This window comes from Streptomyces sp. NPDC092370, assembly GCF_044755265.1.
GTDB lineage: Bacteria > Actinomycetota > Actinomycetes > Streptomycetales > Streptomycetaceae > Streptomyces.
This window is the reverse complement of the sequence record NZ_JBIVQO010000004.1, coordinates 174,704-197,465: the sequence shown is the minus strand read 5'-3', so window position 1 is coordinate 197,465 and position 22,762 is coordinate 174,704. Positions and strand designations below refer to the sequence as shown.

The following is a 22,762-nucleotide window of genomic DNA, read 5'->3' as shown; positions in this document are numbered from 1 at the left end:
GAGGGACCGCCAAGGAGCGCGCGATGAGTGCCGCAGACACCACCACCCCTGCCAAGGTGCCGCCACCGCGGCAGGTACCGCCGCCGCCCCCGAAGGACCGGCGGCCCGGCGGGCAGCGCACGTCCGGCGGGGCCTTCGCCCCCTGGCTGCTGCTCGCGCCCTGCCTGCTGATCCTCGCCCTGGTCATGGGCTATCCGCTGGTCCGGCTGGTCACCCTGTCCTTCCAGGAGTTCGGGCAGTCCCAGCTGTGGGGCTTCCAGCCGGCCGAGACGGTCGGGTTCGACAACTTCGCCAAGGTGCTGGGCGACGGCGAGTTCTGGGCCGTCGTCCTGCGCACGATCGTCTTCGCGGCCGGTGCCGTCGTCTTCACCATGGTGATCGGCATGGCGCTCGCCCTGCTGCTCCAGCGGGTCTCCGGCTGGCTGAAGATCCTCCTCAACATCGTGCTGGTGGCCAGCTGGGGCATGCCGGTGATCGTCGCGACCACGGTCTTCAAGTGGCTCTTCGACTCGGACTACGGCGTCTTCAACGCCCTGCTCAGCAAGCTGCCCGGCGTCGAGATGATCGGCCACAACTGGTTCGCGAGCGGCCCCGAGGGCCTGGTGGTGATCATGCTGCTGGTGATCTGGGGAGCCGTGCCGTTCGTGGTCATCACGCTCAGCGCCGGCCTCACCCAGGTCCCGAAGGAACTGGAGGAGGCCGCACGCCTGGACGGCGCCGGCTCCTGGGGCGTCTTCCGCTATGTCACCCTGCCCGTCCTCAAGCCGATCATCGTGATGCTCACGACCCTGTCGGTCATCTGGGACATGGGCGTCTTCCCCCAGGTGTTCGTCATGCGGGGCGGCCACCCCGAGCCGGAGTTCCAGGTCCTCAACACCTACTCCTACGACCGGGCGTTCGTGGTCAACGACTACGCCCAGGGCTCGGCCATCGCGCTGGTCACCGTCCTGCTGCTGCTCGGCGTCGTCGCCGTCTACATGCGGCAGATGCTGAAGATCGGAGAGGTCGAATGAGCACGCTCCCCGGAGCCGGCCGCCGGAAGCACGCGCGGCTCGGCTGGAACATCCTCGGCCTCCTCGTCTTCGTCACCGCGGGCTTCCCGCTCTACTGGATGCTCAACACGGCGTTCAAGCCCGCCGAGGACGCCATCGACGCGGATCCGAGCCTGCTGCCGACCGGCATCACCTTCGACAACTTCACCCGTGCGCTCGACATCGCCGACTTCTGGGGCCCGGTGGGCCGCAGCCTGGTGGTGTCGCTGGCCGTGGTCGTCATCGGCATGGTCGTGGGGCTGCTGGCCGCGCTCGCCATCTCCCGGTTCGCCTTCCGTGGCCGGAAAATCGTGATCGTGGGCATCCTCGCCGTGCAGATGGTCCCGCTGGTCGCCATGATCATCCCGGTGTTCCTGCTCCTCAACGACCTGGGCCAGTACGATCGGCTCACCGGCCTCATCCTCACGTACCTGACCTTCATCCTCCCGTTCACGGTGTGGACGCTGAGGGGCTTCATCGTCAACATCCCGAAGGAACTGGAGGAGGCGGCCATGGTCGACGGCTGCTCCCGCACCGGCGCCTTCCTGCGGGTCGTCTTCCCGCTCCTGGCCCCCGGCATGGTCGCCACCTCGGTCTACGGTTTCATCCAGGCCTGGAACGAGTACCTCTACGCCCTGATGCTGCTCAGCCAGAAGAACCAGACCGCGACCGTCTGGCTCGGCAACTTCACCACCAAACACGGCACCGAATACGCCCCGATGATGGCCGGCGCCACGATGATGGCCGTGCCGATCGTCGCCCTCTTCCTCCTCGTCCAGCGCAAGATGGCCGCGGGCCTGACCGCGGGCGCCGTGAAGGGATGACCTCACCCGATGACGACACTCGCCAGCGGCACCGACACACTCACCCGCGACGCCCTGACGGTCCTCCAGCCCGGCTTCACCGGCACCACCGCCCCCGACTGGCTGCTGCGGCGGCTCGGTGAGGGCCTCGCCTCCGTCGGACTGTTCGGCCGCAACATCGCCTCACCCGGCCAACTGGCCGCCCTCACCGCCCAGCTGCGGGCCGAGCGCGACGACGTCCTCGTCGCGATCGACGAGGAGGGGGGTGACGTGACCCGCCTGGAGGTGCGCAGCGGCTCCTCCTTCCCGGGCAACCACGCCCTCGGCGCGGTAGACGACGTGGAACTGACCCACCAGGTCGCCCACGAGCTGGGCCGCCGCCTCGCCGCCTGTGGCGTCAACCTCAACTGGGCCCCGTCCGCCGACGTGAACTCCGACCCGCGCAACCCGGTCATCGGCGTCCGCTCCTTCGGCGCCGACACCGCACTGGCCGCCCGGCACACCGCCGCCTACGTCACCGGCCTGCAGTCCGCCGGGGTCGCCGCCTGCACCAAGCACTTCCCGGGACACGGTGACACGGCCGTCGACTCCCATCACGCCCTGCCGCGCATCGACATCAGCGCCGACGTGCTGGCCGAGCGTGAACTGTCCCCGTTCCGCGCCGCCGTCGCCGCCGGCACCCGGGCCGTCATGAGCGCCCACATCCTGGTCCCCGCCCTCGACCCCGACCGCCCGGCCACCCTCTCCCACCGCATCCTCACCGGCCTGCTCCGCGGCGAGCTCGGCTACGACGGCCTCATCGTCACCGACGGCATGGAGATGCGCGCCATCGCCGGCACCTACGGCATCGAACGCGGCAGCGTCCTCGCCCTCGCCGCGGGCGCCGACGCGATCTGCGTGGGTGGCGGCCTGGCCGACGACGCGACCGTACTGCGCCTGCGCGACGCCCTCGTCGGAGCCGTGCGGGCCGGTGAACTCCCACAGGAGCGCCTGGCCGAGGCCGCCGACCGGGTACGCGCCCTGGCCCGCTGGGCGGGCACGACAGGCCGCCCGGCCGAGGACACCCAGGGCACCGAGGTCGGCCTGCACGCCGCCCGCCGCGCCCTGACCGTGACCGCCGCACCGGCCCTCGGCGGCCCCGGCGCCTTCGAGCCCCTCAGCGAACCGCCCTACGTCGCCGCCCTCACCCCCGTCGCCAACATCGCCGTGGGCGACGAGACACCGTGGGGCGTCGCCGCGGAACTCGTCCACCTCCTGCCGGGCACGGTGACGGGCAGCTTCTGCGCCGGGGACGGCCCGGGGAACGAGGCAGGGGAGAACGCCGGCAGGGCGGCCCTGCAGGCGGCCGGTCCCCGCCGTATCGTCGCCGTCGTCCGCGACGAACACCGTCACCCCTGGATGGCCTCCGCCCTCGACACCCTGCTGGCGGCCCGCCCCGACACCATCGTCGTCGAGATGGGCGTTCCTCAGGCCGCCCCGCGCGGCGCCCTGCACCTCGCCACCCACGGCGCGGCCCGCGTCTGCGGCCGGGCGGCGGCCGAGGTGATCGCCGGGATCACGGGGTGGTGAGAGCGCGCGGGTGACCCGGACGGGGCGCCGGCGACGCCCCGAGGCCGTGCCGCACCCCTCGTCCTCGCCGTCCACCGAGTGATGACCCTGTGGGTGGCCGGCCGGCGCGCCCACAACGAACCGGCCGAGGACGACGTACTGGAGGCGGAGGTACTCGGCCGCTGGGGTTCTCGGCCGCCAGACTGTCGTTCGGCTCGGGCGGCAGGGACGTGACGATACAGACCGGCTCGGCCGGGAGGCCCCTAGATCCCCTGCCACTCCGGCTTGTTGGCGTAGGTGTGCCGGAAGTAGTCCGCCAGCTTCAGCTTCGACGCGGCGGCCTCATCGACGACGACAGTCGCATGCGGGTGGAGCTGGAGCGCGGAGGCCGGGCACACCGCGGCGATCGGCCCCTCCACGGTCGCCGCGACCGCGTCGGCTTTGCCCTCGCCGGTGGCGAGCAGCACCAGATGCCGGGCCTCCAGGATGGTGCCGATGCCCTGTGTGATCACGTGATGCGGCACCTGGTCGATGTCGCCGTCGAAGAACCGCGCGTTGTCGATCCGGGTCTGCTCGGTCAGCGTCTTGATCCGGGTCCGCGACGCCAGCGACGAGCACGGCTCGTTGAACCCTATGTGCCCGTCGGTCCCGATCCCCAGCAGCTGAAGGTCCACACCTCCGGCGTCCGACAGCGCCTTGTCGTACGCCTCGCACGCCCCCTGCACATCCTCCGCCGTGCCGTCCGGGCCCGTGAACTGGTCCATCCCGATTCCCAGCGGCTCCAGCACCTCACGCCGCAGCACCGAGCGGTAGGACTCCGGGTGGTCGGCGGGCAGTCCCACGTACTCGTCGAGCTGCGCGATCCGCGCCCGCCCGACGTCCACGGCACCGGAGCGCACCTTCGCCGCCAGCGCCTCGTACACGGGCAGCGGCGTCGAGCCGGTGGCCACGCCGAGCAGGGCACCGGGCTTGCGCCGGAGCAGCTGGGCCATGGCCTCGGCGATGAGCTCGCCGCCCGACTTGGCGTCCGGAACGATGACAACTTCCACGCTGGGCCTGCCGATCTGAGAGGAGTGCCGATCTGGGGGAGAGCTCAACTGGGACTGGACCCGGGAGGGTCACGTGGTTTAGACCAATCTAACAGAGGAGGCCTGCCCCTCCCAGGGTCGGCACCGCCGCTCCCGCGCGGGCGACGCCGCCGTGCCGACCAGGTCACCACGGGGTGAACAGTGCCGCTCCGCATCGCCCTCGGAGGCATTGCCCTCGATGGAGGAGCGGAGGAGGCATCGAGGGCCCCGGGCGGGCACTGTCCGGCCCGAGGGAGTGGAATGGGGTCTGCAGTCGCCCCGCCCCCGGAAGGACACGCGGCGACGACGCCCACGCGATGAGCGCCGCCACATCGGACCACCTCAGCGAGCTCCCGGGCCGGGACCATGGCGCGGGAGGTGACCCACCCCTCCGCGCCTACGTGAGCGAACCCCCCGTCACATCCACCCAACTCCCCGTCATCCATCGCCCCCCGTCGGACACCAGGAACGCCACCACGTCGGCGACCTCGGCGGGCTCACCGACCCCGCCCAGTGCCGATATCGCCGCGGCCTTCGCCCAGCCGTCGGGGCTGCCGCGCAGCAGTTCCGCCGTGTTGTCCGTGTCGATGATGCCCGGGGCCACCGAGTTCACCGTGATGCCCCGGCGCCCCAGCACCTTGGACAGGTCCCGCGAGAAGACGTCCAGCGCGCCCTTCGTCATCGCGTACGCCATGTTGTCCGGCATCACCGCCGACCGGGCCAGCCCCGACGAGATGTTCACGACCCGGCCGCCGTCCCGCAGGCGCGTCATGCCGTGCTTGAGGATGAAGAACGGCGCCTTCACGTTCACCGCGAAGACCTCGTCGTACTCCTGCTCCTCCAACTGCCCGATCGGCCGCGTGTTACCGATCGCCGCGTTGTTCACCAGGATGTCCAGCCCGTCCGCGTGCCGGTCGAACTCCTCCCACAACGCCTCGGCGTCCCCCGGTACCCCCAGCTCCACGCCCACCGCGAACGCCGAGCCCCCGGCCCTCTCGATCGCCGCGACCGTCTCCTTCGCCGCCGTCTCGTTCCTGCCGTAGTGGACCGCGACCCGGGCGCCGTCACGTCCCAGTCGCTCGGCGATTCCTCGCCCGATGCCCCTGCTCGCGCCCGTGACCAGTGCCGTCCTGCCCGCGAGTACGCCCATGTCGGCGCCCCCCTCTCATTTGCATAGCGGTCGCTACAGAAATGACCGTACAGCAGACCGCCCACATTTCTCTAGTGTTCGCTATAAAATGCATCCCATGGTGAACGACGACGGAACCGCGAAGGCCTCGAAGCACTCCGGCGCCACGAGCGCGAGCGGCGCCGGGGATGGCAAGGCCAAGTCCAGGCCTCGCGGCCGTCCCCGCTCCTTCGATCGCGAGACCGCACTGGAAAAAGCCCTCCTGGCTTTCTGGGAGCACGGTTACGAGGCCACGTCCGTCTCCGACCTCACCCGTGTCATGGACATTGGCGCGCCCAGTCTCTACGCGGCTTTCGGGGACAAGCGCTCCCTCTTCGAAGAGGTCGTCCGCGTGTACGGCACGCGGCACGGATCCTTCACCGACCGCGCCCTCGCCGAGGAGCCCACCGCGCGGGCCGCCGTCGAGCGCATCCTGCGCGAAGCCGCCGTCGTCTACACCGAACCCGGCCACCCGCACGGCTGTCTCGTCGTCCACGCGGCCGCGAACTGCTCCAACCCCGAGGTGGAGCAATCGCTGCGGGACCGCCGCAACGCCAACATCGCCGCGTTCGAGAGCCGCATCAGGGCCGATGTCGCCGCCGGCGTGCTGTCCCCGGCCACCGATGCCGCCGCCCTGGCCCGCCACACCGGGGCGATGATCCAGGGCATGTCACAACAGGCGCGCGACGGGGCGAGCCGGGAGGAACTGGAGGCCGTCGCGGAAATTGCCCTGTCCATCTGGCCCCGCACAGGAACCCACACGGGTTAGGCTGCCTGCTGGGCGGCGTTGTGTCCGACGTGCCGCAGAAATGACAACAACGAACAGCCTCCCACGCATGGACACCCATAAGTGGTCTAGTCCACAATGCGTACGAGAGCGCGTGTGCAACGCGCACCAGCCTCCGTCTTCCCCGCACAGGAAGGCGGATCGAGGAACCGAGGCTCTCTGCCCTGACTGCCCCGGCTCCTCATCCTTCGGCCGACCGGGACCGCACACCCCACGGCCGATGTTGCTCCGGGCTGCGGTGCCGGGAGGGTTGAGGGTCCCTCTCAGGCGCCGCGGCCCGCGGGTGTTTCAGGGCTGTACGAACCCCCGGGTACGCTCGCACACGTGCCCTCCATGAACGAACTCGTACGCCAGCACACCGCCCTCGACGACACCGACCTCGAGTGGCTGCACCTGCTGGTCTCGGAGTGGCAGCTGCTCTCCGACCTCTCCTTCGCCGACCTGGTCCTGTGGGTCCCCACCAGCGACGGCGCCCGGTACGTCTCGGTCGCCCAGATGCGACCCAACACCGGCCCGACCTCGTACCAGGACGACATGGTGGGCCATCTGGTCCCGCGTGGCCGCCGTCCGATGCTGGACGTAGCTCTCGACGAGGGCCGCATCGTGCGCGAGGGCGACCCCGAGTGGCGCGAGGAGGTACCCGTCAGGGTCGAGTCGATCCCCGTACGGCGCGAAGGGCGCGTCCTCGGTGTCATCGCGCGCAATACCAACCTCCTCACCGTGCGCACCCCGAGCCGTCTGGAGCTCACCTATCTGCAGAGTGCGTCCGACCTCGCGCAGATGATCGCGGCCGGGGCATTCCCGTTCGCGAACCAACAGCTCGACATGGACGCCTCACCTCGGGTGGGCGACGGCCTGATCCGGCTCGACGCGGATGCCATCGTGCAGTACGCCTCCCCGAACGCTCTGTCCGCCTACCACCGGCTCGGCCTCGCCTCCGACCTCGTCGGACAGCACCTGGGCAAGACCACCGCCGAACTCGCCCCGACGAGGGGCCCGGTGGACGAGGCGCTCGCCAAGGTCGCCAGCGGCTGGGCGCCGCGCGAATTCGAGATCGAGGCGACAGACGGAGTCATCCAGTTCCGCGCCATCCCGCTCAAGCCGAAGGGCACCCGGATCGGTTCCCTCGTGCTGCTGCGTGATGTCACCGAACTGCGTCGCCGTGAGCGCGAGCTGATCACCAAGGACGCGACGATCCGGGAGATCCACCACCGGGTCAAGAACAACCTCCAGACGGTGGCGGCGCTGCTCCGCCTCCAGGCTCGACGCATCGAGTCCGACCGTGGGCGCGAGGCCCTCGAAGAGGCGGTGCGGCGCGTCGGATCGATTGCGATCGTGCACGAGACGCTCTCCCAGAACCTGGATGAGCGTGTCGAGTTCGACGACATCGCCGACCGTGTGCTGGCCATGGTCGCCGAGATCTCCCCGGGCAAGGTCGCAGGCCGGCGCACCGGCCGCTTCGGCATTCTCGACGCCGAGGTCGCCACCCCGCTGTCGATGGTGCTGACCGAGGTGCTGCAGAACGCACTGGAGCACGGTTTCCGAGAGGGCGACACCGGCACGGTGGAGGTCTCGGCGGTCCGCGGCGGCACGACCAAGGAAGCCCGGCTGCTGGTCACGGTCCAGGACGACGGGGTCGGCCTGCCGGAAGGGTTCGATCCGCACACCGCCGGCAATCTCGGCCTGCAGATCGTGCGAACCCTGGTGGAGGGCGAGTTGGGCGGCACCTTCGACATGGTCCCGGCCCCGGACCGCGGCACCCGCGTGATCCTTGACCTCCCCGTGCGAGCGCAGAAGTAGCGGAAACCACAGTCCTGGAAGAGGGGCCGAATAACGAAGAGGGGCCGGAAAGCAATGAGCCCCGGGCCACCAAGTGGCCCGGGGCTAAAGCTCGTTGCTGCTTAACTAAGCGCATCGGGGGAACTGCGCGCTGCGGCTCGGGGGCGGGAGATGCGTACTCGCTGTACGCGCCGCCAAGCTCAGGCTGTCAGCAGGGGTGGGTTGTCAGGCGGAGGCCTGACGGGCCCGGTTGCGGGCGGCGCGGCGCTTCATGGCGCGGCGCTCGTCCTCGCTGAGACCACCCCAGACGCCGGAGTCCTGGCCGGACTCGAGCGCCCACTGCAGACACTGCTCGATCACCGGGCAGCGACGGCAGACGGCCTTGGCTTCCTCGATCTGCAGCAGCGCAGGACCGGTGTTGCCGATGGGGAAGAAGAGCTCGGGGTCTTCCTCGCGGCAAACGGCGTTGTGACGCCAGTCCATGGCTGCTACCTCTCCTTGGTATTACGTGCAGGGTGTGCTTGTGAATGTGAACGCTTTCACGAATCCCTCAACAAGTGAAGGGCCGACTGCCAGGTTCCCCGGCGAAGGTCCTGTGATGTGAAGAGGGGTCTGGTGATCAGTGGAGGCCGGTGTTGCGGGCCGTCTCGATCGCCACGTAGAGACTCGCAAACCTCAGCGGCGGATACAACCCCTTCTGGAAAGTTTTTTTTGATTCTTCGGTGTCGACTAGGTCACAGCCGTACTTCCATGGGGTGGATCCTGGCCTAAACGTTCGAGTGAAAGGACTTTAGCCAGTTCTGCTCACACAATCACACGCAGTGCACGGCGTACGCCTGTGAACGTCACGCTTGTTCGCAGGCCCAGGTGGTCACCGTCCATCTGGAGGGGTAGCGGGACCTTCGAATGCAAGGTGAACTCTGTCAAGTCATGCAGAGAGGTGGCGTGCTTTCCGTGCGGTCCCCGCTCGGGGGACGAAGTGAGCAACTGGGTGCCATACCGGGCAACTGCCGCGGTGGACAGGCGGCTGAGGCCGAAGAGATCGAGCCCGGTATCGAACGAGGCTTTAGGTGCCGCGTAGATCGGGCGATTCCCCAGAAACGTCCAGGGGGAGGCGTTCGAGACTATGGACAGCACCAGATCGGTGATCGGGTCCTCGCCGGCCCGCTCCAGCGTGATCGTCCCGTTGCGGCGGTTCGGTTCGCCCAAGAGTTGGCGCACGACCTGGCGTACGTAAAGAGCATGTGTGGATTTCCGGCCGCGTTCGCGGTGCTGCTCCACACGACCCACCACACCCGCGTCGAAACCGAGGCCCGCGTTGAAGGTGAACCAGCGGGACGGCACTGCCTCGTCCTCCGTGCCCGGCGTGCCCGAGGTCAGACCCAGGCCCACGGTGCGTTCGCTGCCGTCACGCAGGGCGTCCAGCAAGGCGCCGGTGGCTTCCACGGCGTCGTTGGGCAGGCCCAGGGCGCGGGCGAAAACGTTCGTGGAACCGCCCGGGACCACGGCGAGGCCGGGCAGATGCCTCGGAGCAGGGCCGGCGTGCAGAAGGCCGTTGACCACCTCGTTGACCGTGCCGTCGCCGCCGAGGGCCACCACCAGGTCGATGTCGTCGCTGTCGGCCGCGTGCCGGCCGAGGTCGCGCGCATGGCCGCGGTACTCGGTGGTGACCGCCTCCAGCTTCATCTCGCTGGCGAGCGCATGGATCAGTACGTCGCGTGTGCGCGCACTTGTGGTGGTTGCCGCCGGATTGACCACGAGAAGTGCACGCATGACTGGCAGCGTACCTACTGGGTGGTACCTGGCCCATACCGAGGTAGGGATCGGGTAAGAGGACGGAGGTGAACCGCGCCACGGGGGGCGTGTACGACGAGGGCTACCCTTCAGGGGTGAGCAGCGAGCAGACCCCCGCCACCGAGGAAACCACCGGCCCCCGCCCCCGGCGTCTGACGTACGCCGCGCTGCTGGCCGCACTGGAGGGGCTCGCGCTGGTCGTCGGTGGCGTCTGGATTCTCGTCCTCGGTCTCACGGGGCATCCGGACGACCGGCAGCAGGCGGTCACGGGAGGCATCACGCTGGTCGTGCTCGCGCTGCTGCCATTGCTCGCGGCCCGCGGCCTGCTCGCGCTGCGCAGCTGGAGCCGCGGTCCGGCGGTGATCACCCAGCTCATGGCGCTGCCGGTGGCCTACAACCTGCTGCAGGCCGACAGCATGGCCATTCCGGCCGGGATCGCCCTCGCGGTCGTGGCCGTCGCCTCGCTCGTGCTGCTGGTGAACCCCGAGACGACCCGGGCCCTCGGAATCCGTGGGCCCGGCAACCCGGGCAACCTGGAGAAGTAGCCGTCACTCCTCGACGAGGAGCTTCTCCCGCAGCTGCGCCAGTGTGCGCGCCAGCAGCCGGGAGACGTGCATCTGTGAGATGCCGACCTCCTGCGCGATCTGCGACTGGGTCATATTGCCGAAGAACCGCAGCAGCAGGATCCGCTTCTCACGCGGCGGGAGATCCTCCAGCAGAGGCTTGAGGGACTCCCGGTACTCCACGCCCTCCAGCGCCTCGTCCTCGGCGCCGAGGGTGTCCGCGACCGCCGGGGACTCGTCGTCGGTGTCGGGGACGTCCAGGGACAGCGTGGAGTACGCGTTGGCGGACTCCAGGCCCTCCAGGACCTCCTCCTCCGAGATCGCCAGCTTCTCGGCGAGCTCGTGGACCGTGGGGGAGCGGCCGTGCATCTGCGAGAGCTCGGCCGTGGCCGTCGTCAGCGCCAGGCGCAGCTCCTGCAGCCGGCGCGGGACGCGCACCGCCCAGCCCTTGTCGCGGAAGTGCCGCTTGATCTCGCCGACGACCGTGGGGGTCGCGTACGTCGAGAACTCCACGCCGCGGTCCGGGTCGAAACGGTCCACCGACTTGATCAGGCCGATCGTGGCGACCTGGGTGAGGTCGTCCAGCGGCTCGCCGCGGTTGCGGAAGCGGCGCGCGAGATGCTCCACGAGCGGCAGATGCATCCGGACCAGCTGGTTGCGCAGCTCCGCGTACTCCGGGCTGCCACTGCTCAAGGTGCGCAGCTTGAGGAACATCTCGCGCGCCTCGCTGCGGTCCGGGGAGCCGTGGTGCGCATTCTGTGTGTGGTGCGTGCGCGGCGCCTGGTCCTCGGAGTGTCGCTCGTGCTCGCTCATCGTCCCGCCCGTCGCCCTTCCCCGAGCCCTCGCCTCCTCCGCCACTCTCGACTCCGCGGGAGTGGGGGGACCCCCCTGGGGCGGCGATGCGGCGATCCCCCCGCCCGGAGGCGCGTTCCGCACGGCACCGTCCCGGTCCCGCCCGCCGCCCGGGAGGACGGCTCCCGTGGAGTCGTCCTCGGGATGCGGGCGGGCCTGCTCGGGGATGCCGTCGATGCCGTCCGCCATGCGCCGGGCACTGCTCGGGCCGCTCGTGCCCGTGGCCTCGGCCGGCAGCTCTCGTGTGCCGCGATCTTCGTCCCGCACCGGCCCGTCCTCGCTCCTCACGCCGGCCCGGGTCCCGCGCCGCGCTGTTTGTAGAGGCTGATCGAAACGGTTTTGTCCTTGTCCACGGCGGAGGAGACCTTGCCCGCGAGAGCGGACAGGACGGTCCACGCGAAGGTGTCCCGCGAGGGGGCATGGCCATCCGTGGTCGGTGCCGAGACGGTGACCTCGAGCGAGTCGTCGACGAGGCGGAAAACACAGCTGAGCACCGAGCCGGGCACGGCCTGCTGAAGCAGGATCGCGCAGGCCTCGTCCACCGCGATGCGCAAGTCCTCGATCTCGTCGAGGGTGAAGTCCAAACGGGCCGCGAGACCGGCCGTGGCCGTACGCAGCACCGACAGGTAGGCACCCGCGGCCGGCAGCCGGACTTCGACGAAGTCCTGGGTCGCGGGCTCGCCTGCGATCTGGGACACCCTCACCTCCATGGTGGTACAAGCGTTTCAGGGCCGAGGGTCGCCCCCCGGGGTAACGCGATACGTGGTTCAGCGGTGACGCTATCGCGCTCTCGACGATCCTGTCCCCGGGACCCCAACCCCTGTCGTTACACACAGTAAACCTGTGAATACGCTCCGTGTCTAGGGGTTGGGCGGGCTCAAATGGGAAGAGCGCGCGCCGGGTTGACGTACCCAGACGTCAGAGGGTCGAACCGTCCGGCGCCAGGGGGCCGTCGCGTCAGACCAGGACATGGTCGACGAAGCACCAGCGCCAGGTCTCCCCGGGCTCGTGCGTCCGCATCACGGGGTGCCCCGACTTTCTATGATGCTCCGCCGCGTGCCGCCCCGGCGAGGAGTCGCAGCAGCCGACGTGACCGCAGCTGAGGCACAGCCGCAGCTGCACAGGATCCAGGCCCTCCGCCAAGCACTCCGGACACGTCTCGCTGAGCGGGCCGGGCTCGGGGTGCGGCAGCGCGTCGGCGTGCGTGCACTGTTTCATGATTGCCAGGTTACGACGGTCGGGCGGAAGACCGCGTCGAAAAATGAGGGTGGGCGAGAACGATGGACGTGATGCCACTGCTGCTGCTCGTCGCGGGCAGTGCGGTGATCGCCGCAGCCGCACGGCGCACCCCGGTGCCGGCGCCGCTGCTGCTGGTGGCCGTGGGGCTCGCGGTCAGCTACGTCCCCGGAGTGCCGGACTACGCGCTCGACCCGCACATCGTCCTGCCGCTCATCCTGCCTCCGCTGTTGCACACGGCCGCGACCGACAGCTCCTACCTCGACCTGCGGGCGCAACTGCGGCCGGTCGCGATGCTGTCCGTCGGGTACGTGCTGTTCGCGACCTTCGCCGTCGGCTGGGCCCTGTACGAGATCGTGCCGGACCTGCCGCTGACCGCGGCCCTGGTCTTCGGCGCGGTGGTGGCGCCGCCGGACGCGGTCGCGGCGACGGCCGTGGCCCGCCGGGTCGGGCTGCCGTCGCGGATCACCACGATCCTCCAGGGCGAGTCCCTGCTGAACGACGCCACCGCGATCACCGCCTACCGGGTGGCCCTGGCCGCCGCCGTCGGTGAAGGCGCGACCTGGGCCGAGGGCATCGGCGAGTTCCTGCTCGCGGCGGTCGGCGGCGTCGTGGTGGGCCTGCTGCTGATGGCTCCGATCCACTGGCTGCGCACGCACGTGAAGGAAGTGCTGCTGCAGAACACGCTGTCCCTGCTGATCCCGTTCGTGGCATACGCCGTCGCCGAGCAGGTGCACGCCTCCGGTGTCCTCGCGGTCGTGGTCGTCGCGCTCTACCTCGGACACCGCGCGTGGGAGGTCGATTTCGCCACGCGGCTCCAGGAGGAGGCGGTCTGGAAGATGGTCGCCTTCGTCCTGGAGTCGGCCGTGTTCGCACTGATCGGACTCCAGCTCCCGGTGGTCCTGAAGGGCCTCGGGGAGTTCGAGGGCGTCGAAGCCGCCTGGTACGCGGTCGCCGTGTTCCTGGTCGTCGTCGCCGTCCGGTTCGTCTGGGTGTACCCGGCGACCTTCCTGCCGCGGCTGCTGTCGGCCCGGGTCCGGGAACGGGAGGACAACCCGACCTGGAAGGGGCCGTTCGTCATCGCCTGGGCCGGGATGCGGGGCGTGGTCTCGCTGGCCATCGCCTTCTCGATCCCGCTCACCATGCACGACGGTGAAGAACCCTTCCCGCAGCGCAACCTCATCCTCTTCCTGACCTTCACGACGGTCATCGGGACCCTGGTCGTGCAGGGCCTGACCCTGCCCCCGCTGATCCGGCTGCTGAAGTTCCCCGGGCGGGACGCGCAGACCGAGACGCTCGCCGAGGCCAACGCCCAGGCGCAGGCCTCCCGGGCTGCCGAAAGGCGCCTGGACGAACTCCTCGCCGATGAGCGCAACGCCCTGCCCGCTCCGCTCGCCGACCGGCTGCGCACCGTCCTGGAACGCCGCCGCAACGCCGTCTGGGAACGGCTCGGGCAGGCCAACCCGATCACCGGGGAGTCCGTCGACGACACCTACCGGCGACTGGCGCGCGAGATGATCAGCGCCGAGCGTGAGGTGTTCGTCAGGCTCCGGGACGGCCGCCACATCGACGACGAGATGCTGCGGATCCTGCTGCGCAGGCTGGACCTGGAGGAGGCCGCGGCGTTCCGGGAAGCGGCGTGAAGGCGGAGCGCCGCCTCAGGGGAAGGGGCGCCCGGTGACCACGGCCGCGACCGCCGTCCCGCGCGGGAAGACGCCTTCGCCGGCCAGGGCGACGAGTCCGTACAGCAGCTTGGCGACATACAGGCGTTCGACGGGCAGGCCGTGCCGGTCCTCGAAGTCCGCCGCGAAGGCGTCGAGCTCGGCGGGCACGCGCGCGTAGCCGCCGCCATGGAAACGGTCGTCCAGGCTCCAGGTGCCGCGCCGGGCACCGAAGGCCTCACGCTGCAGAGCTTCCGTCTCGGCGGTCAGGAACCCGCCCTTGAGGACCGGCACGCCCAGGGCCCGCTGGCCGGTCGCGAGGCCGGCGGCCAGCCCCGCGAGCGTGCCGCCGGTGCCACAGGCCACCGCGACGACCTCGGCTCGGCCGCGCAGCTCGGCGCCGAGGGCCCGGCAGCCGCGTACGGCCTCGGCGTTGCTGCCGCCCTCGGGGACGACGTACGCCCCTTCCGCGTCCGCCGCGCCCAGGATGCCGGCCAGGGTCGGCGGCTCGGACTTGCGGCGGTACGTGGCCCTGTCGACGAAGTGCAGCCGCATGCCGTCGGCGGCGCAGCGGGCCAGTGACGGATTGAGAGGCCGGCCGGCCAGTTCGTCGCCGCGTACCACACCGACCGTGGGGATACCGAGCAGGCGGCCGGCCGCGGCCGTGGCGCGCAGGTGGTTGGACCAGGCGCCGCCGAAGGTGACGACGGTACGGCCGGCCGCCGCGGTCAGGTTCGGCGCGAGCTTGCGCCACTTGTTGCCGATCAGCTCCGGGTGGATCAGGTCGTCCCGCTTCAGCAGCAACCGCACGCCCCGGCGCTCGAACCGGTCGTCCACGACCTCCTGCACCGGCGAGGGCAGCCGGGGGCCGAGCGCGGCGAGTCCTGGGGTGTCGGGGCTGGTCACCGGGCCATTGTCACCCGTGAGGTGAGAGACGGAGGATCGGGGCTGACGCGCTTCTCGGCGGAAGGGCGCCCCGGCCGAGGCGTCAGGAAGCGTGCGCTGCCGAACCGAACAGGCCCCCTCTGCCCAGCCGGGCAAAGATCCATTCCCGCTCTTTCGGGTAATAGCACCACGACGCTGAGTGAGGAAGGCTTGCCCGTGCACATCGATGCCCGGGGCATATGGGCGTCGGTCACAACCGGGAGGGCAGTTCTCTATGTCGGTAGGCGAAGAGGTCCGCACGGAGCAGACCAAGCCGCAGCAGAGTCTCGGCACGGCGGCCGCGCGGAACCTGGCCACCACGACCAAGTCCGTGCCACAGATGCAGGAGATCAGCTCCCGCTGGCTGCTGCGGATGCTGCCGTGGGTCGACATCCAGGGTGGTACGTACCGGGTGAACCGACGGCTGACGTACGCCGTGGGCGACGGCCGGCTGACGTTCGTGAAGACGGGCGACCGCGTCGAGATCATCCCCGCGGAGCTGTGCGAGCTCCCGGCACTGCGGTCGTACGAGGACGAGGAGGTGCTCTTCGAGATCGCCCGCCGGTGCGAGCAGCGGGAGATCCCGGCGGGCGAGGTCATCGTCTCGTTCGGCAGCGCGTCCGACGAGGTGTACCTCCTGGCGCACGGCCGGGTGGAGAAGGTCGGCACGGGCCCGTACGGGGACGACGAGTCCCTCGGAGTGCTCGCCGACGGCGCCTACTTCGGCGACGACGCGCTGCTGAACGAGGACGCGATCTGGGAGTACACGGCCCGCGCGCTCACCGCGTGCACCGTGCTCGTGCTGCCCCGCCAGGAGTTCGAGCAGATCGCGGAGCGCTCCGACACCCTGCGCGAACACCTCCAGCAGCGCCGCTCCATCCCCTCGCAACGCTCCAACCGTTACGGCGAGAAGGAGATCGACCTCTCCTCCGGCCACTCCGGCGAGCCGGACATCCCGCACACCTTCGTCGACTACGACGCCCGGCCCCGTGAATACGAACTGAGCGTCGCCCAGACCGTGCTGCGCATCCACACGCGCGTGGCCGACCTCTACAACCAGCCCATGAACCAGACCGAGCAGCAGATCCGGCTGACGGTCGAGGCGCTGAAGGAGCGCCAGGAGCACGAGCTCGTCAACAATCGCGACTTCGGGCTCCTGCACAACTGCGAGTACGACCAGCGGATCCAGCCGCACGACAGCGTACCCGGCCCGGACGACATGGACGAACTGCTCAGCAGGCGCCGCGGCACCAAGATGCTCCTCGCGCACCCGCGCGCCATCTCCGCGTTCGGACGCGAGCTCAACAAGCGCGGACTGGTACCCGAGACCATCGACATGGGCGGCAACCGCATCCCCACCTGGCGAGGTGTGCCGATCTTCCCGTGCAACAAGATCCCGGTGTCGGACACCCGTACGACGTCCATCATCGCGCTGCGTACCGGCGAGGCCGACCAGGGTGTCATCGGCCTGCGCGCCTCCGGCATCCCGGACGAGATCGAGCCGAGCCTGTCGGTGCGCTTCATGGGCATCAACGAACAGGCCATCATCAAGTACCTGGTCACGGCGTACTACTCGGCCGCGGTGCTGGTACCGGACGCGCTCGGTGTCCTGGAGAACGTCGAGATCGGCCGCTGGCAGTGACGCTCCCGGTATGCCGGCCGTGTTCCCGCCCCTCAGGGCGGGTACATCCTCCGGGTGTGAGCCCAGCGGCAGCGGAAGCGCCACCGTCCGCTCCTTCTCCGAGGTGGTCCCATGAGTGAGTCCCTCACGGAGTCCAGGACGGAGACGACGCTGCCCATCCCCGGTGGACAGCGCGGCGCCGAGCCCCGGCAGGCGGCCGGGACGGAAGGACGGGGGGTCATCGGGACACAGCCGGACCGCGGGCCGGAGCCGGTCGAAGAGCACGAGGCGGTCATGCTGCTGGAGCAGGCCCGGGCGGAGGTCGGCCCGGTGCTGCGGGCCGCGCTCGGCTCGCTGCCCGGGCCGATGCGCCGGATCGCGCTCTACCACTTCGGCTGGGAGCAGGCCGACGGCACCCCCGCGGACGGAGGTTCGGGCAAAGCGATCCGGCCCGCGCTGGTGCTCGCCGCGGCAACCGCCCTCGGAGGGCCCGAAGCGCGGGCGGGGGCGGCTCGGGCGGCAGCGGCCGTGGAGCTGATCCACAACTTCACGCTGCTGCACGACGACGTGATGGACCGTGACACCACCCGCCGGCACCGGCCCACCGCCTGGACGGTGTTCGGCGACGCCGACGCCATCCTCGCGGGAGACACCCTGCAAGCGCTGGCCCTGCGGCTGCTCGCGCAGGACCCGCATCCGGCGTCTCCGGCCGCCGCCGCCCGGCTCGCGGACTGTGTGGTCGAACTGTGCGCCGGGCAGCACGCGGACACGGCCCTGGAACGGTGTGCCCCGAGCGAGGTCACACTCGACGAGGTGCTCGCCATGGCGGAGGCCAAGACAGGCGCCCTCCTCGGAGGTGCCTGTGCGATCGGCGGGCTGTACGCGGGTGCCTCGGACGCGGAAGTGGCGGCGCTGGACGCGTTCGGCCGGGAGGCCGGCCTCGCCTTCCAGCTCATCGACGACGTCATCGGCATATGGGGTGACCCGCGCCGTACCGGCAAGCCCGTCGGTGCCGACCTGGCCGCCCGCAAGAAGTCCCTGCCGGTGGTCGCGGCCTTCGCCTCCGGCACACCGGCGGCGGCCGAACTCGCCGAACTGTACGCACGGCCCAGCGAGAAGGAGGACCTGGACCACATGGCCCTGACCGTGGAGCGCGCGGGCGGCCGAGACTGGGCACAGGGTCAGGCGGCCGACCGGATGGCCCGGGCGATGCAGCAGCTGGCTCGCGCGGTGCCGGACCCGGAGGCGGCGGGTGGGCTGCTGGCCCTCGCCGAATTCGTGACCCGGCGCACCAGTTGACGACCGGTGACGCTGTTCGGGCGGCAGCGGTCGAGGGGCGCCGATGATGGCCGGCCGACCGGTTGTCGGGCGGTCGCAGGCGACGGCAGGCCGATGAGCGGCAGCATGTGACGGCCTTCGGGCGAGCCGAAGGCCCAAGAGCCCCGGAGTGCCGGGGCCGTGCGGCTCCTGACCCCGCACGGTCACCGGCCTCCGGTCGGTGGGTCCCGCACTGCCCCACGGTGTGCGGGACCCGCCCCTTTCCCGTACTGGTCGAGTTTGGGCAAATGTTCGATCGAATCCCGCCAAGATCCTGCGCGTACCCCTCCGCGTGGGCCAACCACCCTACGATCGACGCCCGTCGGGGCGAGCGAAGGGGCGGGGCATGGGCGTGGCCATCCGGACGGCGGGCGAAGGGGACAGGGAGCTGATCATCCAGCTTCTGGACGAGGCGTTCCAGGACGACCCCGTGAGCGGCTGGGTCTTCCCCGAGGCGGAGGACCGCCGTGCCAAACACCCCGGGCTGATGGCCGCTTTCACGGACATCGTGCTCGCGGCCGGCCGCATCGACGTCACCGAGGACGGCTCGGCCTGCGCATTGTGGCTCCCCGTGCCCGCGGGTGAGGACCACGGCAGTGACGCAGAGGACGCAGGCCCGTCCCAGGTGCGGGAGGCCGTCGACCCGGAGAACGAGCGCATCGAGGCGATCGGCCGGCTGACGGCCGCCGTCCATCCCACCGGGCGGGCGCACGAGTACCTGTGGATGATCGGCGTGGCCCCCGGCCGCCAGGGCGAGGGCCTCGGCACCGCTCTCATCCAGGAGGTCCTCGACCGCTGCGACCGCGAGGGTCTGCCCGCCTACCTGGAGGCCAGCAGCGCCCGCAGCCGGAAGCTGTACGAGCGCCTCGGGTTCGAGTCGGCCGGCCCGGCCCTCGGCCTCCCCGACGGCCCGGCCATGTGGCCCATGTGGCGCGAGCCCGGAGCGCACCGGCCCTCGTAGGCCCTGCCGGGAGAGGACGTATACCGCCCGGCGCCCCCTCTCGCCCCCGCCCCTCGGCCGCCGACGGCACTCTCGCAGCCGTGCCCGCCCCGAGCCCCCTGCGCCCCTGAGGTCTCGTCGTGGCCGGTCGCCCACCGGCAGTACCGTCGCCACGATCCGCTCCACCAGACCGTCGGGCACTCCCACCCCCGGCAGTACGCCCTCCAGTACGCCCTTCAGCACGCCGGGCAAGGTCATCTGCTCCAGGATCAGCCCGAGCATGGCCAGATACAGCACGGCGAGGGACTCGTCGCCACCCGGCAGCCCGGCAGCCCGGCAGCCCGGCAGCCCGGCCGTGCGGCCGTGCGGTGGAACTCCAGGCCGCCTCTTTCAGATCCTCGCGCACCGACTTGGTTCAGGAAGCGAGCAGTTCGGGGCGCCGGGTCGCCTCCAGGCGTGGCTCCATCAGGGCCAGACAGCCCGTGCGGTCGCGGGTCGCGCGGGCCATGAGGCCGTGGATGAAGGCCGTGACCAGCGAACGGTCCTTCGGCCGCGTCTCAGCCGGGCGGCCACGTCGGGGTCGGGCGCGAGCCGTGCGTGCAATCGGGTGTCGATCTGGCGCAGCAGGTCGGCGCGTCCGGTGACGTAGTTCGATGCGGTCCCGACGGGCTCCCGGGCCTTCACGTCCACGGTGCGGAAGGTCAGCCGCGCGCCGCCTCGCGTGCGAGTGCCTCGACACCTCGACACCTCGTCGACGAGCGCGGCCTGGCTCGCCCCGGGTTTGCCGACCATGCGGAGTTCCTTCTCCCACTTCCGATGATTCTCGGCTATCGGCTTGCAACCACTACAGTGAAAGTACTACAAGTGAAGTCGTTACCGTGTCAGCCCACGAAAAGAGACCCGGCTTGCGAAAGCTCACGTATGTCATCGCCTGCTCCATCGACGGCTTCATCGGCGACCCGAGCGGCGACGGGACGTCGATGATCCGTTTCGTCGACGAGGAGTTCCTCGCCTTCCTCAAGGCGGAACACCCGGAGACCCTGCCCACCCACCCCCGCCGGGCCCTCGGCATCGACGACCTGCCGAACAAGCGGTTCGACACCCTGATCCAGGGGCGGCGCAGCTACGACCTCGCCCTACGGGAAGGCATCACCAGCCCCTACGCCCACCTGCGCGAATACGTCGTCTCCAGCACCCTGGCCAAGTCGCCCGACCCGAACGTCGAGATCATCGCGGACGACCTGGTGGGCAAGGTCCGCGAACTGAAGGCGGAGGAGAACGAGTTCGGCATCTACCTGTGCGGCGGCTCGAAGGTCGCCGGTGAACTGCTCGACGAGATCGACGAAATCATCGTCAAGACCTACCCCATGGTGTACGGCTCGGGCATGCCGATGTTCGGCTCCGGGGTCATGATCTCGGACTTCACCCTGGAGTCCGTGCGCGCATTCGGCAACGGCGTGCTGGTCCGCACGTACAGCAGGAAGCGCTGAGCTCCCGACCGGCCTACCCTGGGGACATGGGCAGCGAACAACACGTCTGTCCGGCCTGCGGACAGCCAGTGGAAACAGTCGTCCGGCGCCACAAGACGCTGGGTACATGGGTCCCGCGATGGGTGGCGGGCCCATGCCGCAACCCCGAGTGCGGCGCCTCCGACACAGAGGGCGCCGACAGCGGCGGTACCGGCGAGGACACCCGGCCCGCCGACGGTCCTCAGCGGGCCGAGCCCGCACGGCCCGCCACTCCGCCCACCACGCCCCGGCCCGAAACCGCTCCCGGGGAAACCGTCCCGAAAAACTCCTGAGATGCGTGTCGAGATCTGCGGCCCGGCTTCGACGTCCCGCGTGAAGAGCCGCCCGGCAGGGCGGTGAGAGCCGAAGGAGCGGACCGATGAAGTACCTGGTCATGGTGCAGGGCACACAGGCGGACTACGAAGCCATGCGCGGCAGGACGTCGGCGAACTCCCCGGGCTGGAGCGAGGAGGAGCTCCAGACCATGTTCGCCTACATGGGCGCCATCAACGACGACCTGGCCGAGACGGGCGAGCTCGTCGACGGGCAGGGCTTGGCCGAGCCGGCGCAGACCCGGCACGTCACCCTCGGTGACGACGGCAAGGCTGTGATCACCGACGGGCCGTACAGCGAGACCGAGGAGCTGCTGGCCGGCTACTGGGTCCTGGAGTGCGAAAGCCTGGAGCGGGTCACGGAGATCGCCGCCCGTGTCGCCGGCTGCCCTCAGCCGGCCGGCGCCCCCGATTACCCCGTCGTGATCCGCCCGATCATGGACGGTTCCGGGGACATCTGAGAAACGGGCCGGCACCGACGGACACGCTGGTGAGGAACGCAGCCGAGATCGAGGACCTGCTGCCGGACGCCACACGCCGCAGGTTCTCGGCGCGCTGGTCAGGCGGTACGGGCACTTCGACGCGGCCGAGGACGCCGTACAGGAGGCGCTGCTCGCGGCGGCCGCGCAGTGGCCCTCGGCGGGCGTGCCCGGCAACCCTCGCGGCTGGCTGATCATGGTCGCCGCACGGCGGCTCACCGGCACCCCGCGCAGCGAGGGGACCCGGCGGCAGTGGGAGGAGCGCAACCTCCGGGCCCGGGCGGCACAGTCGATCGACTAGCGTGTGCGGCATGGGCGGACCGGGGGAGCGCCGCAGCGGGGTGTGGCGCATGGTGGTGATCGTGTGGGCGCTGATCGTGGCCGTCGCGGGCGGGCTGACGCTGTGGATGCAGGACTCCACGAAGCCCCGGGGACCGTACGTCTGGATGGAGACCGACCTCGACGAGCCACCGGACCTGCCGCCCTGTCCGAGGCGTGACGAGGGCCTGGCTGTCGACTGCGCCTACGGGGCCTACGAGGCCCCTTAGCCGTCCAGGCCGCCCGTCACCGGATTCCTGGTGGTCAGGCAGTACGTGCCGCCCGCCGGGTCGCGCATCACCGTCCAGCCGGAGAAGGCGGACACGAACGCGGCTCCGAGTTCCTCGTGCCGCGCCCGGGTCGCCGTGACGTCCGCGCAGGCGAGGTCGAGGTGGGCGGAGGCCGGACGTTCCTCCTCGAGCCGTTGCAGGAGCAGACGGACCGGAAGACCGGGCGGCGGCTTGACCACGTGGAACTCGGGCAGGGAGCCCGGCAGCGACTCCCAGCCGGCGAGCAGCGCGCTCCAGAAGGCGACTTCGGTGTCGTAGGCCGAGGGCGCGATGTCCACGCACACCTGGTCGAGCCGGCTGCCCCGCACCACGTCCGGGCGCGACGACTGCCCGCGCCAGGGATCCGCGCAGAACAACTGGCCGGTCGGCGAACGCAGCACGACGAGGGAACCGAGGTCCGCCACGACACTCGCGCCGAGCCGTACCGCAGCGGCGGCGAACTCCGGTACGTCGTCCACACAGAAGTCGATGTGCGCGCCGCCGGAACGCGGCCCGACCGCCTGTATCTTCACGCATGCGTCGGCGCCGTCGGACAGCAGGGTGACGAACTCGTCGTGGTCTCCGCGCAGTTCGGACAGTCGGGTGTCCGTGACCGCCGTCCAGAAGTCGCAGGCGGCGCCGAAGGCCTCACGCGGGCGGTCGATGAAGGCGTACGTCCAGCTGATCCTCATGGGCGCGATCGTAGAGGGCGCGCGCCACGGCCACCCGCGTGAACCTTGACCAGCCGTTGCGCACCGTTGCCCG

Annotated in this window: 24 protein-coding genes and 1 pseudogene; 15 read left to right on the top strand and 10 right to left on the bottom strand. The window is 70.5% G+C overall.

The window, feature by feature from the left end; translation table 11 throughout:
* Positions 1-23: 23 nt before the first annotated feature.
* The 3 genes from ACIQHQ_RS14945 to ACIQHQ_RS14935 are packed head-to-tail and all read left to right on the top strand — an operon-like array spanning position 24 to position 3,403.
* A complete protein-coding gene (locus tag ACIQHQ_RS14945; RefSeq protein WP_402612329.1) occupies positions 24-1,013 on the top strand; it encodes a carbohydrate ABC transporter permease in 990 nt (329 codons plus the stop codon).
* On the top strand, positions 1,010-1,855 hold the full coding sequence (locus tag ACIQHQ_RS14940) for a carbohydrate ABC transporter permease (RefSeq protein WP_402612328.1): 846 nt from the start codon (positions 1,010-1,012) through the stop codon (positions 1,853-1,855). The genes ACIQHQ_RS14945 and ACIQHQ_RS14940 overlap by 4 nt, the downstream gene beginning before the upstream one ends.
* 9 nt (positions 1,856-1,864) lie before the next feature.
* Positions 1,865-3,403, top strand: coding sequence for a glycoside hydrolase family 3 protein (locus ACIQHQ_RS14935; RefSeq protein WP_402612327.1), 1,539 nt, complete (start codon positions 1,865-1,867; stop codon positions 3,401-3,403).
* A gap of 242 nt (positions 3,404-3,645) precedes the next feature.
* On the opposite strand, the gene nagB is transcribed toward ACIQHQ_RS14935, so the two are convergent.
* Positions 3,646-4,431, bottom strand: coding sequence for a glucosamine-6-phosphate deaminase (gene nagB / locus ACIQHQ_RS14930; RefSeq protein WP_390991307.1), 786 nt, complete (start codon positions 4,429-4,431; stop codon positions 3,646-3,648).
* A 415-nt stretch (positions 4,432-4,846) separates the two neighbouring features.
* A complete protein-coding gene (locus tag ACIQHQ_RS14925) occupies positions 4,847-5,599 on the bottom strand; it encodes an SDR family oxidoreductase (protein WP_402612326.1) in 753 nt (250 codons plus the stop codon).
* A gap of 97 nt (positions 5,600-5,696) precedes the next feature.
* Here ACIQHQ_RS14925 and ACIQHQ_RS14920 point away from each other — a divergent pair, with 97 nt between their 5' ends.
* A complete protein-coding gene (locus ACIQHQ_RS14920; protein ID WP_402612325.1) occupies positions 5,697-6,386 on the top strand; it encodes a TetR/AcrR family transcriptional regulator in 690 nt (229 codons plus the stop codon).
* Positions 6,387-6,737: 351 nt separating this feature from the next.
* A complete protein-coding gene (locus ACIQHQ_RS14915) occupies positions 6,738-8,204 on the top strand; it encodes a sensor histidine kinase (RefSeq protein WP_402612680.1) in 1,467 nt (488 codons plus the stop codon).
* A 204-nt stretch (positions 8,205-8,408) separates the two neighbouring features.
* On the opposite strand, the gene ACIQHQ_RS14910 is transcribed toward ACIQHQ_RS14915, so the two are convergent.
* Both ACIQHQ_RS14910 and ACIQHQ_RS14905 read right to left on the bottom strand, forming a co-directional pair.
* Entirely contained in the window at positions 8,409-8,666 is a 258-nt protein-coding gene (locus ACIQHQ_RS14910) for a WhiB family transcriptional regulator (RefSeq protein WP_003992873.1), read from the bottom strand.
* 321 nt (positions 8,667-8,987) lie between these two features.
* Entirely contained in the window at positions 8,988-9,956 is a 969-nt protein-coding gene (locus ACIQHQ_RS14905) for a diacylglycerol/lipid kinase family protein (protein ID WP_402612324.1), read from the bottom strand.
* Positions 9,957-10,072: 116 nt separating this feature from the next.
* Here ACIQHQ_RS14905 and ACIQHQ_RS14900 point away from each other — a divergent pair, with 116 nt between their 5' ends.
* Entirely contained in the window at positions 10,073-10,522 is a 450-nt protein-coding gene (locus ACIQHQ_RS14900) for a hypothetical protein (protein WP_402612323.1), read from the top strand.
* 3 nt (positions 10,523-10,525) lie between these two features.
* On the opposite strand, the gene ACIQHQ_RS14895 is transcribed toward ACIQHQ_RS14900, so the two are convergent.
* The 3 genes from ACIQHQ_RS14895 to ACIQHQ_RS14885 form a co-directional block, all read right to left on the bottom strand.
* Positions 10,526-11,659 (bottom strand): RNA polymerase sigma factor SigF, encoded by a 1,134-nt coding sequence (locus ACIQHQ_RS14895; protein WP_402612322.1) that lies wholly within the window; start codon positions 11,657-11,659, stop codon positions 10,526-10,528.
* A 17-nt stretch (positions 11,660-11,676) separates the two neighbouring features.
* On the bottom strand, positions 11,677-12,090 hold the full coding sequence (locus ACIQHQ_RS14890; RefSeq protein WP_003992877.1) for a hypothetical protein: 414 nt from the start codon (positions 12,088-12,090) through the stop codon (positions 11,677-11,679).
* A 259-nt stretch (positions 12,091-12,349) separates the two neighbouring features.
* Positions 12,350-12,610: a UBP-type zinc finger domain-containing protein gene (locus ACIQHQ_RS14885; protein ID WP_402612321.1), complete on the bottom strand. Its 261-nt coding sequence runs from the start codon at positions 12,608-12,610 to the stop codon at positions 12,350-12,352.
* A gap of 62 nt (positions 12,611-12,672) precedes the next feature.
* Between ACIQHQ_RS14885 and ACIQHQ_RS14880 the strand changes: the two genes are divergently transcribed.
* On the top strand, positions 12,673-14,271 hold the full coding sequence (locus tag ACIQHQ_RS14880) for a Na+/H+ antiporter (RefSeq protein WP_402612320.1): 1,599 nt from the start codon (positions 12,673-12,675) through the stop codon (positions 14,269-14,271).
* A 15-nt stretch (positions 14,272-14,286) separates the two neighbouring features.
* Here ACIQHQ_RS14880 and ACIQHQ_RS14875 read toward each other — a convergent pair whose 3' ends face one another.
* A complete protein-coding gene (locus tag ACIQHQ_RS14875; RefSeq protein WP_402612319.1) occupies positions 14,287-15,195 on the bottom strand; it encodes a 1-aminocyclopropane-1-carboxylate deaminase/D-cysteine desulfhydrase in 909 nt (302 codons plus the stop codon).
* A gap of 253 nt (positions 15,196-15,448) precedes the next feature.
* Between ACIQHQ_RS14875 and ACIQHQ_RS14870 the strand changes: the two genes are divergently transcribed.
* The 3 genes from ACIQHQ_RS14870 to ACIQHQ_RS14860 all read left to right on the top strand — a co-directional run bounded on the left by ACIQHQ_RS14870 (position 15,449) and on the right by ACIQHQ_RS14860 (position 19,112).
* Entirely contained in the window at positions 15,449-16,855 is a 1,407-nt protein-coding gene (locus ACIQHQ_RS14870; RefSeq protein ID WP_402612318.1) for a family 2B encapsulin nanocompartment shell protein, read from the top strand.
* A 111-nt stretch (positions 16,856-16,966) separates the two neighbouring features.
* Positions 16,967-18,133, top strand: a complete 1,167-nt coding sequence (locus tag ACIQHQ_RS14865; RefSeq protein ID WP_402612317.1) for a family 2 encapsulin nanocompartment cargo protein polyprenyl transferase — start codon at positions 16,967-16,969, stop codon at positions 18,131-18,133.
* A 364-nt stretch (positions 18,134-18,497) separates the two neighbouring features.
* Positions 18,498-19,112, top strand: a complete 615-nt coding sequence (locus ACIQHQ_RS14860; RefSeq protein WP_402612316.1) for a GNAT family N-acetyltransferase — start codon at positions 18,498-18,500, stop codon at positions 19,110-19,112.
* Between the two features lie 394 nt (positions 19,113-19,506).
* Here ACIQHQ_RS14860 and ACIQHQ_RS14855 read toward each other — a convergent pair whose 3' ends face one another.
* Positions 19,507-19,599: a hypothetical protein gene (locus ACIQHQ_RS14855; protein ID WP_402612315.1), complete on the bottom strand. Its 93-nt coding sequence runs from the start codon at positions 19,597-19,599 to the stop codon at positions 19,507-19,509.
* Between the two features lie 397 nt (positions 19,600-19,996).
* Between ACIQHQ_RS14855 and ACIQHQ_RS14850 the strand changes: the two genes are divergently transcribed.
* From ACIQHQ_RS14850 to ACIQHQ_RS14830, 5 genes and pseudogenes are all read left to right on the top strand, one after another.
* Positions 19,997-20,581: a dihydrofolate reductase family protein gene (locus ACIQHQ_RS14850; protein ID WP_402612314.1), complete on the top strand. Its 585-nt coding sequence runs from the start codon at positions 19,997-19,999 to the stop codon at positions 20,579-20,581.
* A 26-nt stretch (positions 20,582-20,607) separates the two neighbouring features.
* Positions 20,608-20,892 (top strand): hypothetical protein, encoded by a 285-nt coding sequence (locus ACIQHQ_RS14845; protein WP_402612313.1) that lies wholly within the window; start codon positions 20,608-20,610, stop codon positions 20,890-20,892.
* 86 nt (positions 20,893-20,978) lie between these two features.
* Positions 20,979-21,392: a YciI family protein gene (locus ACIQHQ_RS14840; RefSeq protein WP_402612312.1), complete on the top strand. Its 414-nt coding sequence runs from the start codon at positions 20,979-20,981 to the stop codon at positions 21,390-21,392.
* Positions 21,393-21,421: 29 nt separating this feature from the next.
* Positions 21,422-21,675, top strand: a pseudogene (locus ACIQHQ_RS14835) (sigma factor); the annotation flags it as partial.
* Between the two features lie 46 nt (positions 21,676-21,721).
* Positions 21,722-21,958, top strand: a complete 237-nt coding sequence (locus tag ACIQHQ_RS14830; RefSeq protein WP_402612311.1) for a hypothetical protein — start codon at positions 21,722-21,724, stop codon at positions 21,956-21,958.
* Here the strand turns inward: ACIQHQ_RS14830 and ACIQHQ_RS14825 are convergent.
* Positions 21,955-22,689 (bottom strand): VOC family protein, encoded by a 735-nt coding sequence (locus tag ACIQHQ_RS14825; protein ID WP_402612310.1) that lies wholly within the window; start codon positions 22,687-22,689, stop codon positions 21,955-21,957. The two genes, ACIQHQ_RS14830 and ACIQHQ_RS14825, sit on opposite strands and share 4 nt — an antisense overlap.
* Positions 22,690-22,762 lie beyond the last annotated feature (73 nt).

What these genes read in the sequence shown, in the direction of transcription:
- ACIQHQ_RS14945 (WP_402612329.1), top strand. Translation starts at nt 24, where the DNA reads ATGAGTGCCGCAGACACCACCACCCCTGCCAAGGTGCCGCCACCGCGG.
- ACIQHQ_RS14940 (WP_402612328.1), top strand. Translation starts at nt 1,010, where the DNA reads ATGAGCACGCTCCCCGGAGCCGGCCGCCGGAAGCACGCGCGGCTCGGC.
- ACIQHQ_RS14935 (WP_402612327.1), top strand. Translation starts at nt 1,865, where the DNA reads ATGACGACACTCGCCAGCGGCACCGACACACTCACCCGCGACGCCCTG.
- ACIQHQ_RS14925 (WP_402612326.1), bottom strand. Translation starts at nt 5,599, where the DNA reads ATGGGCGTACTCGCGGGCAGGACGGCACTGGTCACGGGCGCGAGCAGG.
- ACIQHQ_RS14920 (WP_402612325.1), top strand. Translation starts at nt 5,697, where the DNA reads ATGGTGAACGACGACGGAACCGCGAAGGCCTCGAAGCACTCCGGCGCC.
- ACIQHQ_RS14915 (WP_402612680.1), top strand. Translation starts at nt 6,738, where the DNA reads ATGAACGAACTCGTACGCCAGCACACCGCCCTCGACGACACCGACCTC.
- ACIQHQ_RS14910 (WP_003992873.1), bottom strand. Translation starts at nt 8,666, where the DNA reads ATGGACTGGCGTCACAACGCCGTTTGCCGCGAGGAAGACCCCGAGCTC.
- ACIQHQ_RS14905 (WP_402612324.1), bottom strand. Translation starts at nt 9,956, where the DNA reads ATGCGTGCACTTCTCGTGGTCAATCCGGCGGCAACCACCACAAGTGCG.
- ACIQHQ_RS14885 (WP_402612321.1), bottom strand. Translation starts at nt 12,610, where the DNA reads ATGAAACAGTGCACGCACGCCGACGCGCTGCCGCACCCCGAGCCCGGC.
- ACIQHQ_RS14880 (WP_402612320.1), top strand. Translation starts at nt 12,673, where the DNA reads ATGGACGTGATGCCACTGCTGCTGCTCGTCGCGGGCAGTGCGGTGATC.
- ACIQHQ_RS14870 (WP_402612318.1), top strand. Translation starts at nt 15,449, where the DNA reads ATGTCGGTAGGCGAAGAGGTCCGCACGGAGCAGACCAAGCCGCAGCAG.
- ACIQHQ_RS14865 (WP_402612317.1), top strand. Translation starts at nt 16,967, where the DNA reads ATGAGTGAGTCCCTCACGGAGTCCAGGACGGAGACGACGCTGCCCATC.
- ACIQHQ_RS14860 (WP_402612316.1), top strand. Translation starts at nt 18,498, where the DNA reads ATGGGCGTGGCCATCCGGACGGCGGGCGAAGGGGACAGGGAGCTGATC.
- ACIQHQ_RS14855 (WP_402612315.1), bottom strand. Translation starts at nt 19,599, where the DNA reads ATGGCCCGCGCGACCCGCGACCGCACGGGCTGTCTGGCCCTGATGGAG.
- ACIQHQ_RS14845 (WP_402612313.1), top strand. Translation starts at nt 20,608, where the DNA reads ATGGGCAGCGAACAACACGTCTGTCCGGCCTGCGGACAGCCAGTGGAA.
- ACIQHQ_RS14840 (WP_402612312.1), top strand. Translation starts at nt 20,979, where the DNA reads ATGAAGTACCTGGTCATGGTGCAGGGCACACAGGCGGACTACGAAGCC.
- ACIQHQ_RS14830 (WP_402612311.1), top strand. Translation starts at nt 21,722, where the DNA reads ATGGGCGGACCGGGGGAGCGCCGCAGCGGGGTGTGGCGCATGGTGGTG.
- ACIQHQ_RS14825 (WP_402612310.1), bottom strand. Translation starts at nt 22,689, where the DNA reads ATGAGGATCAGCTGGACGTACGCCTTCATCGACCGCCCGCGTGAGGCC.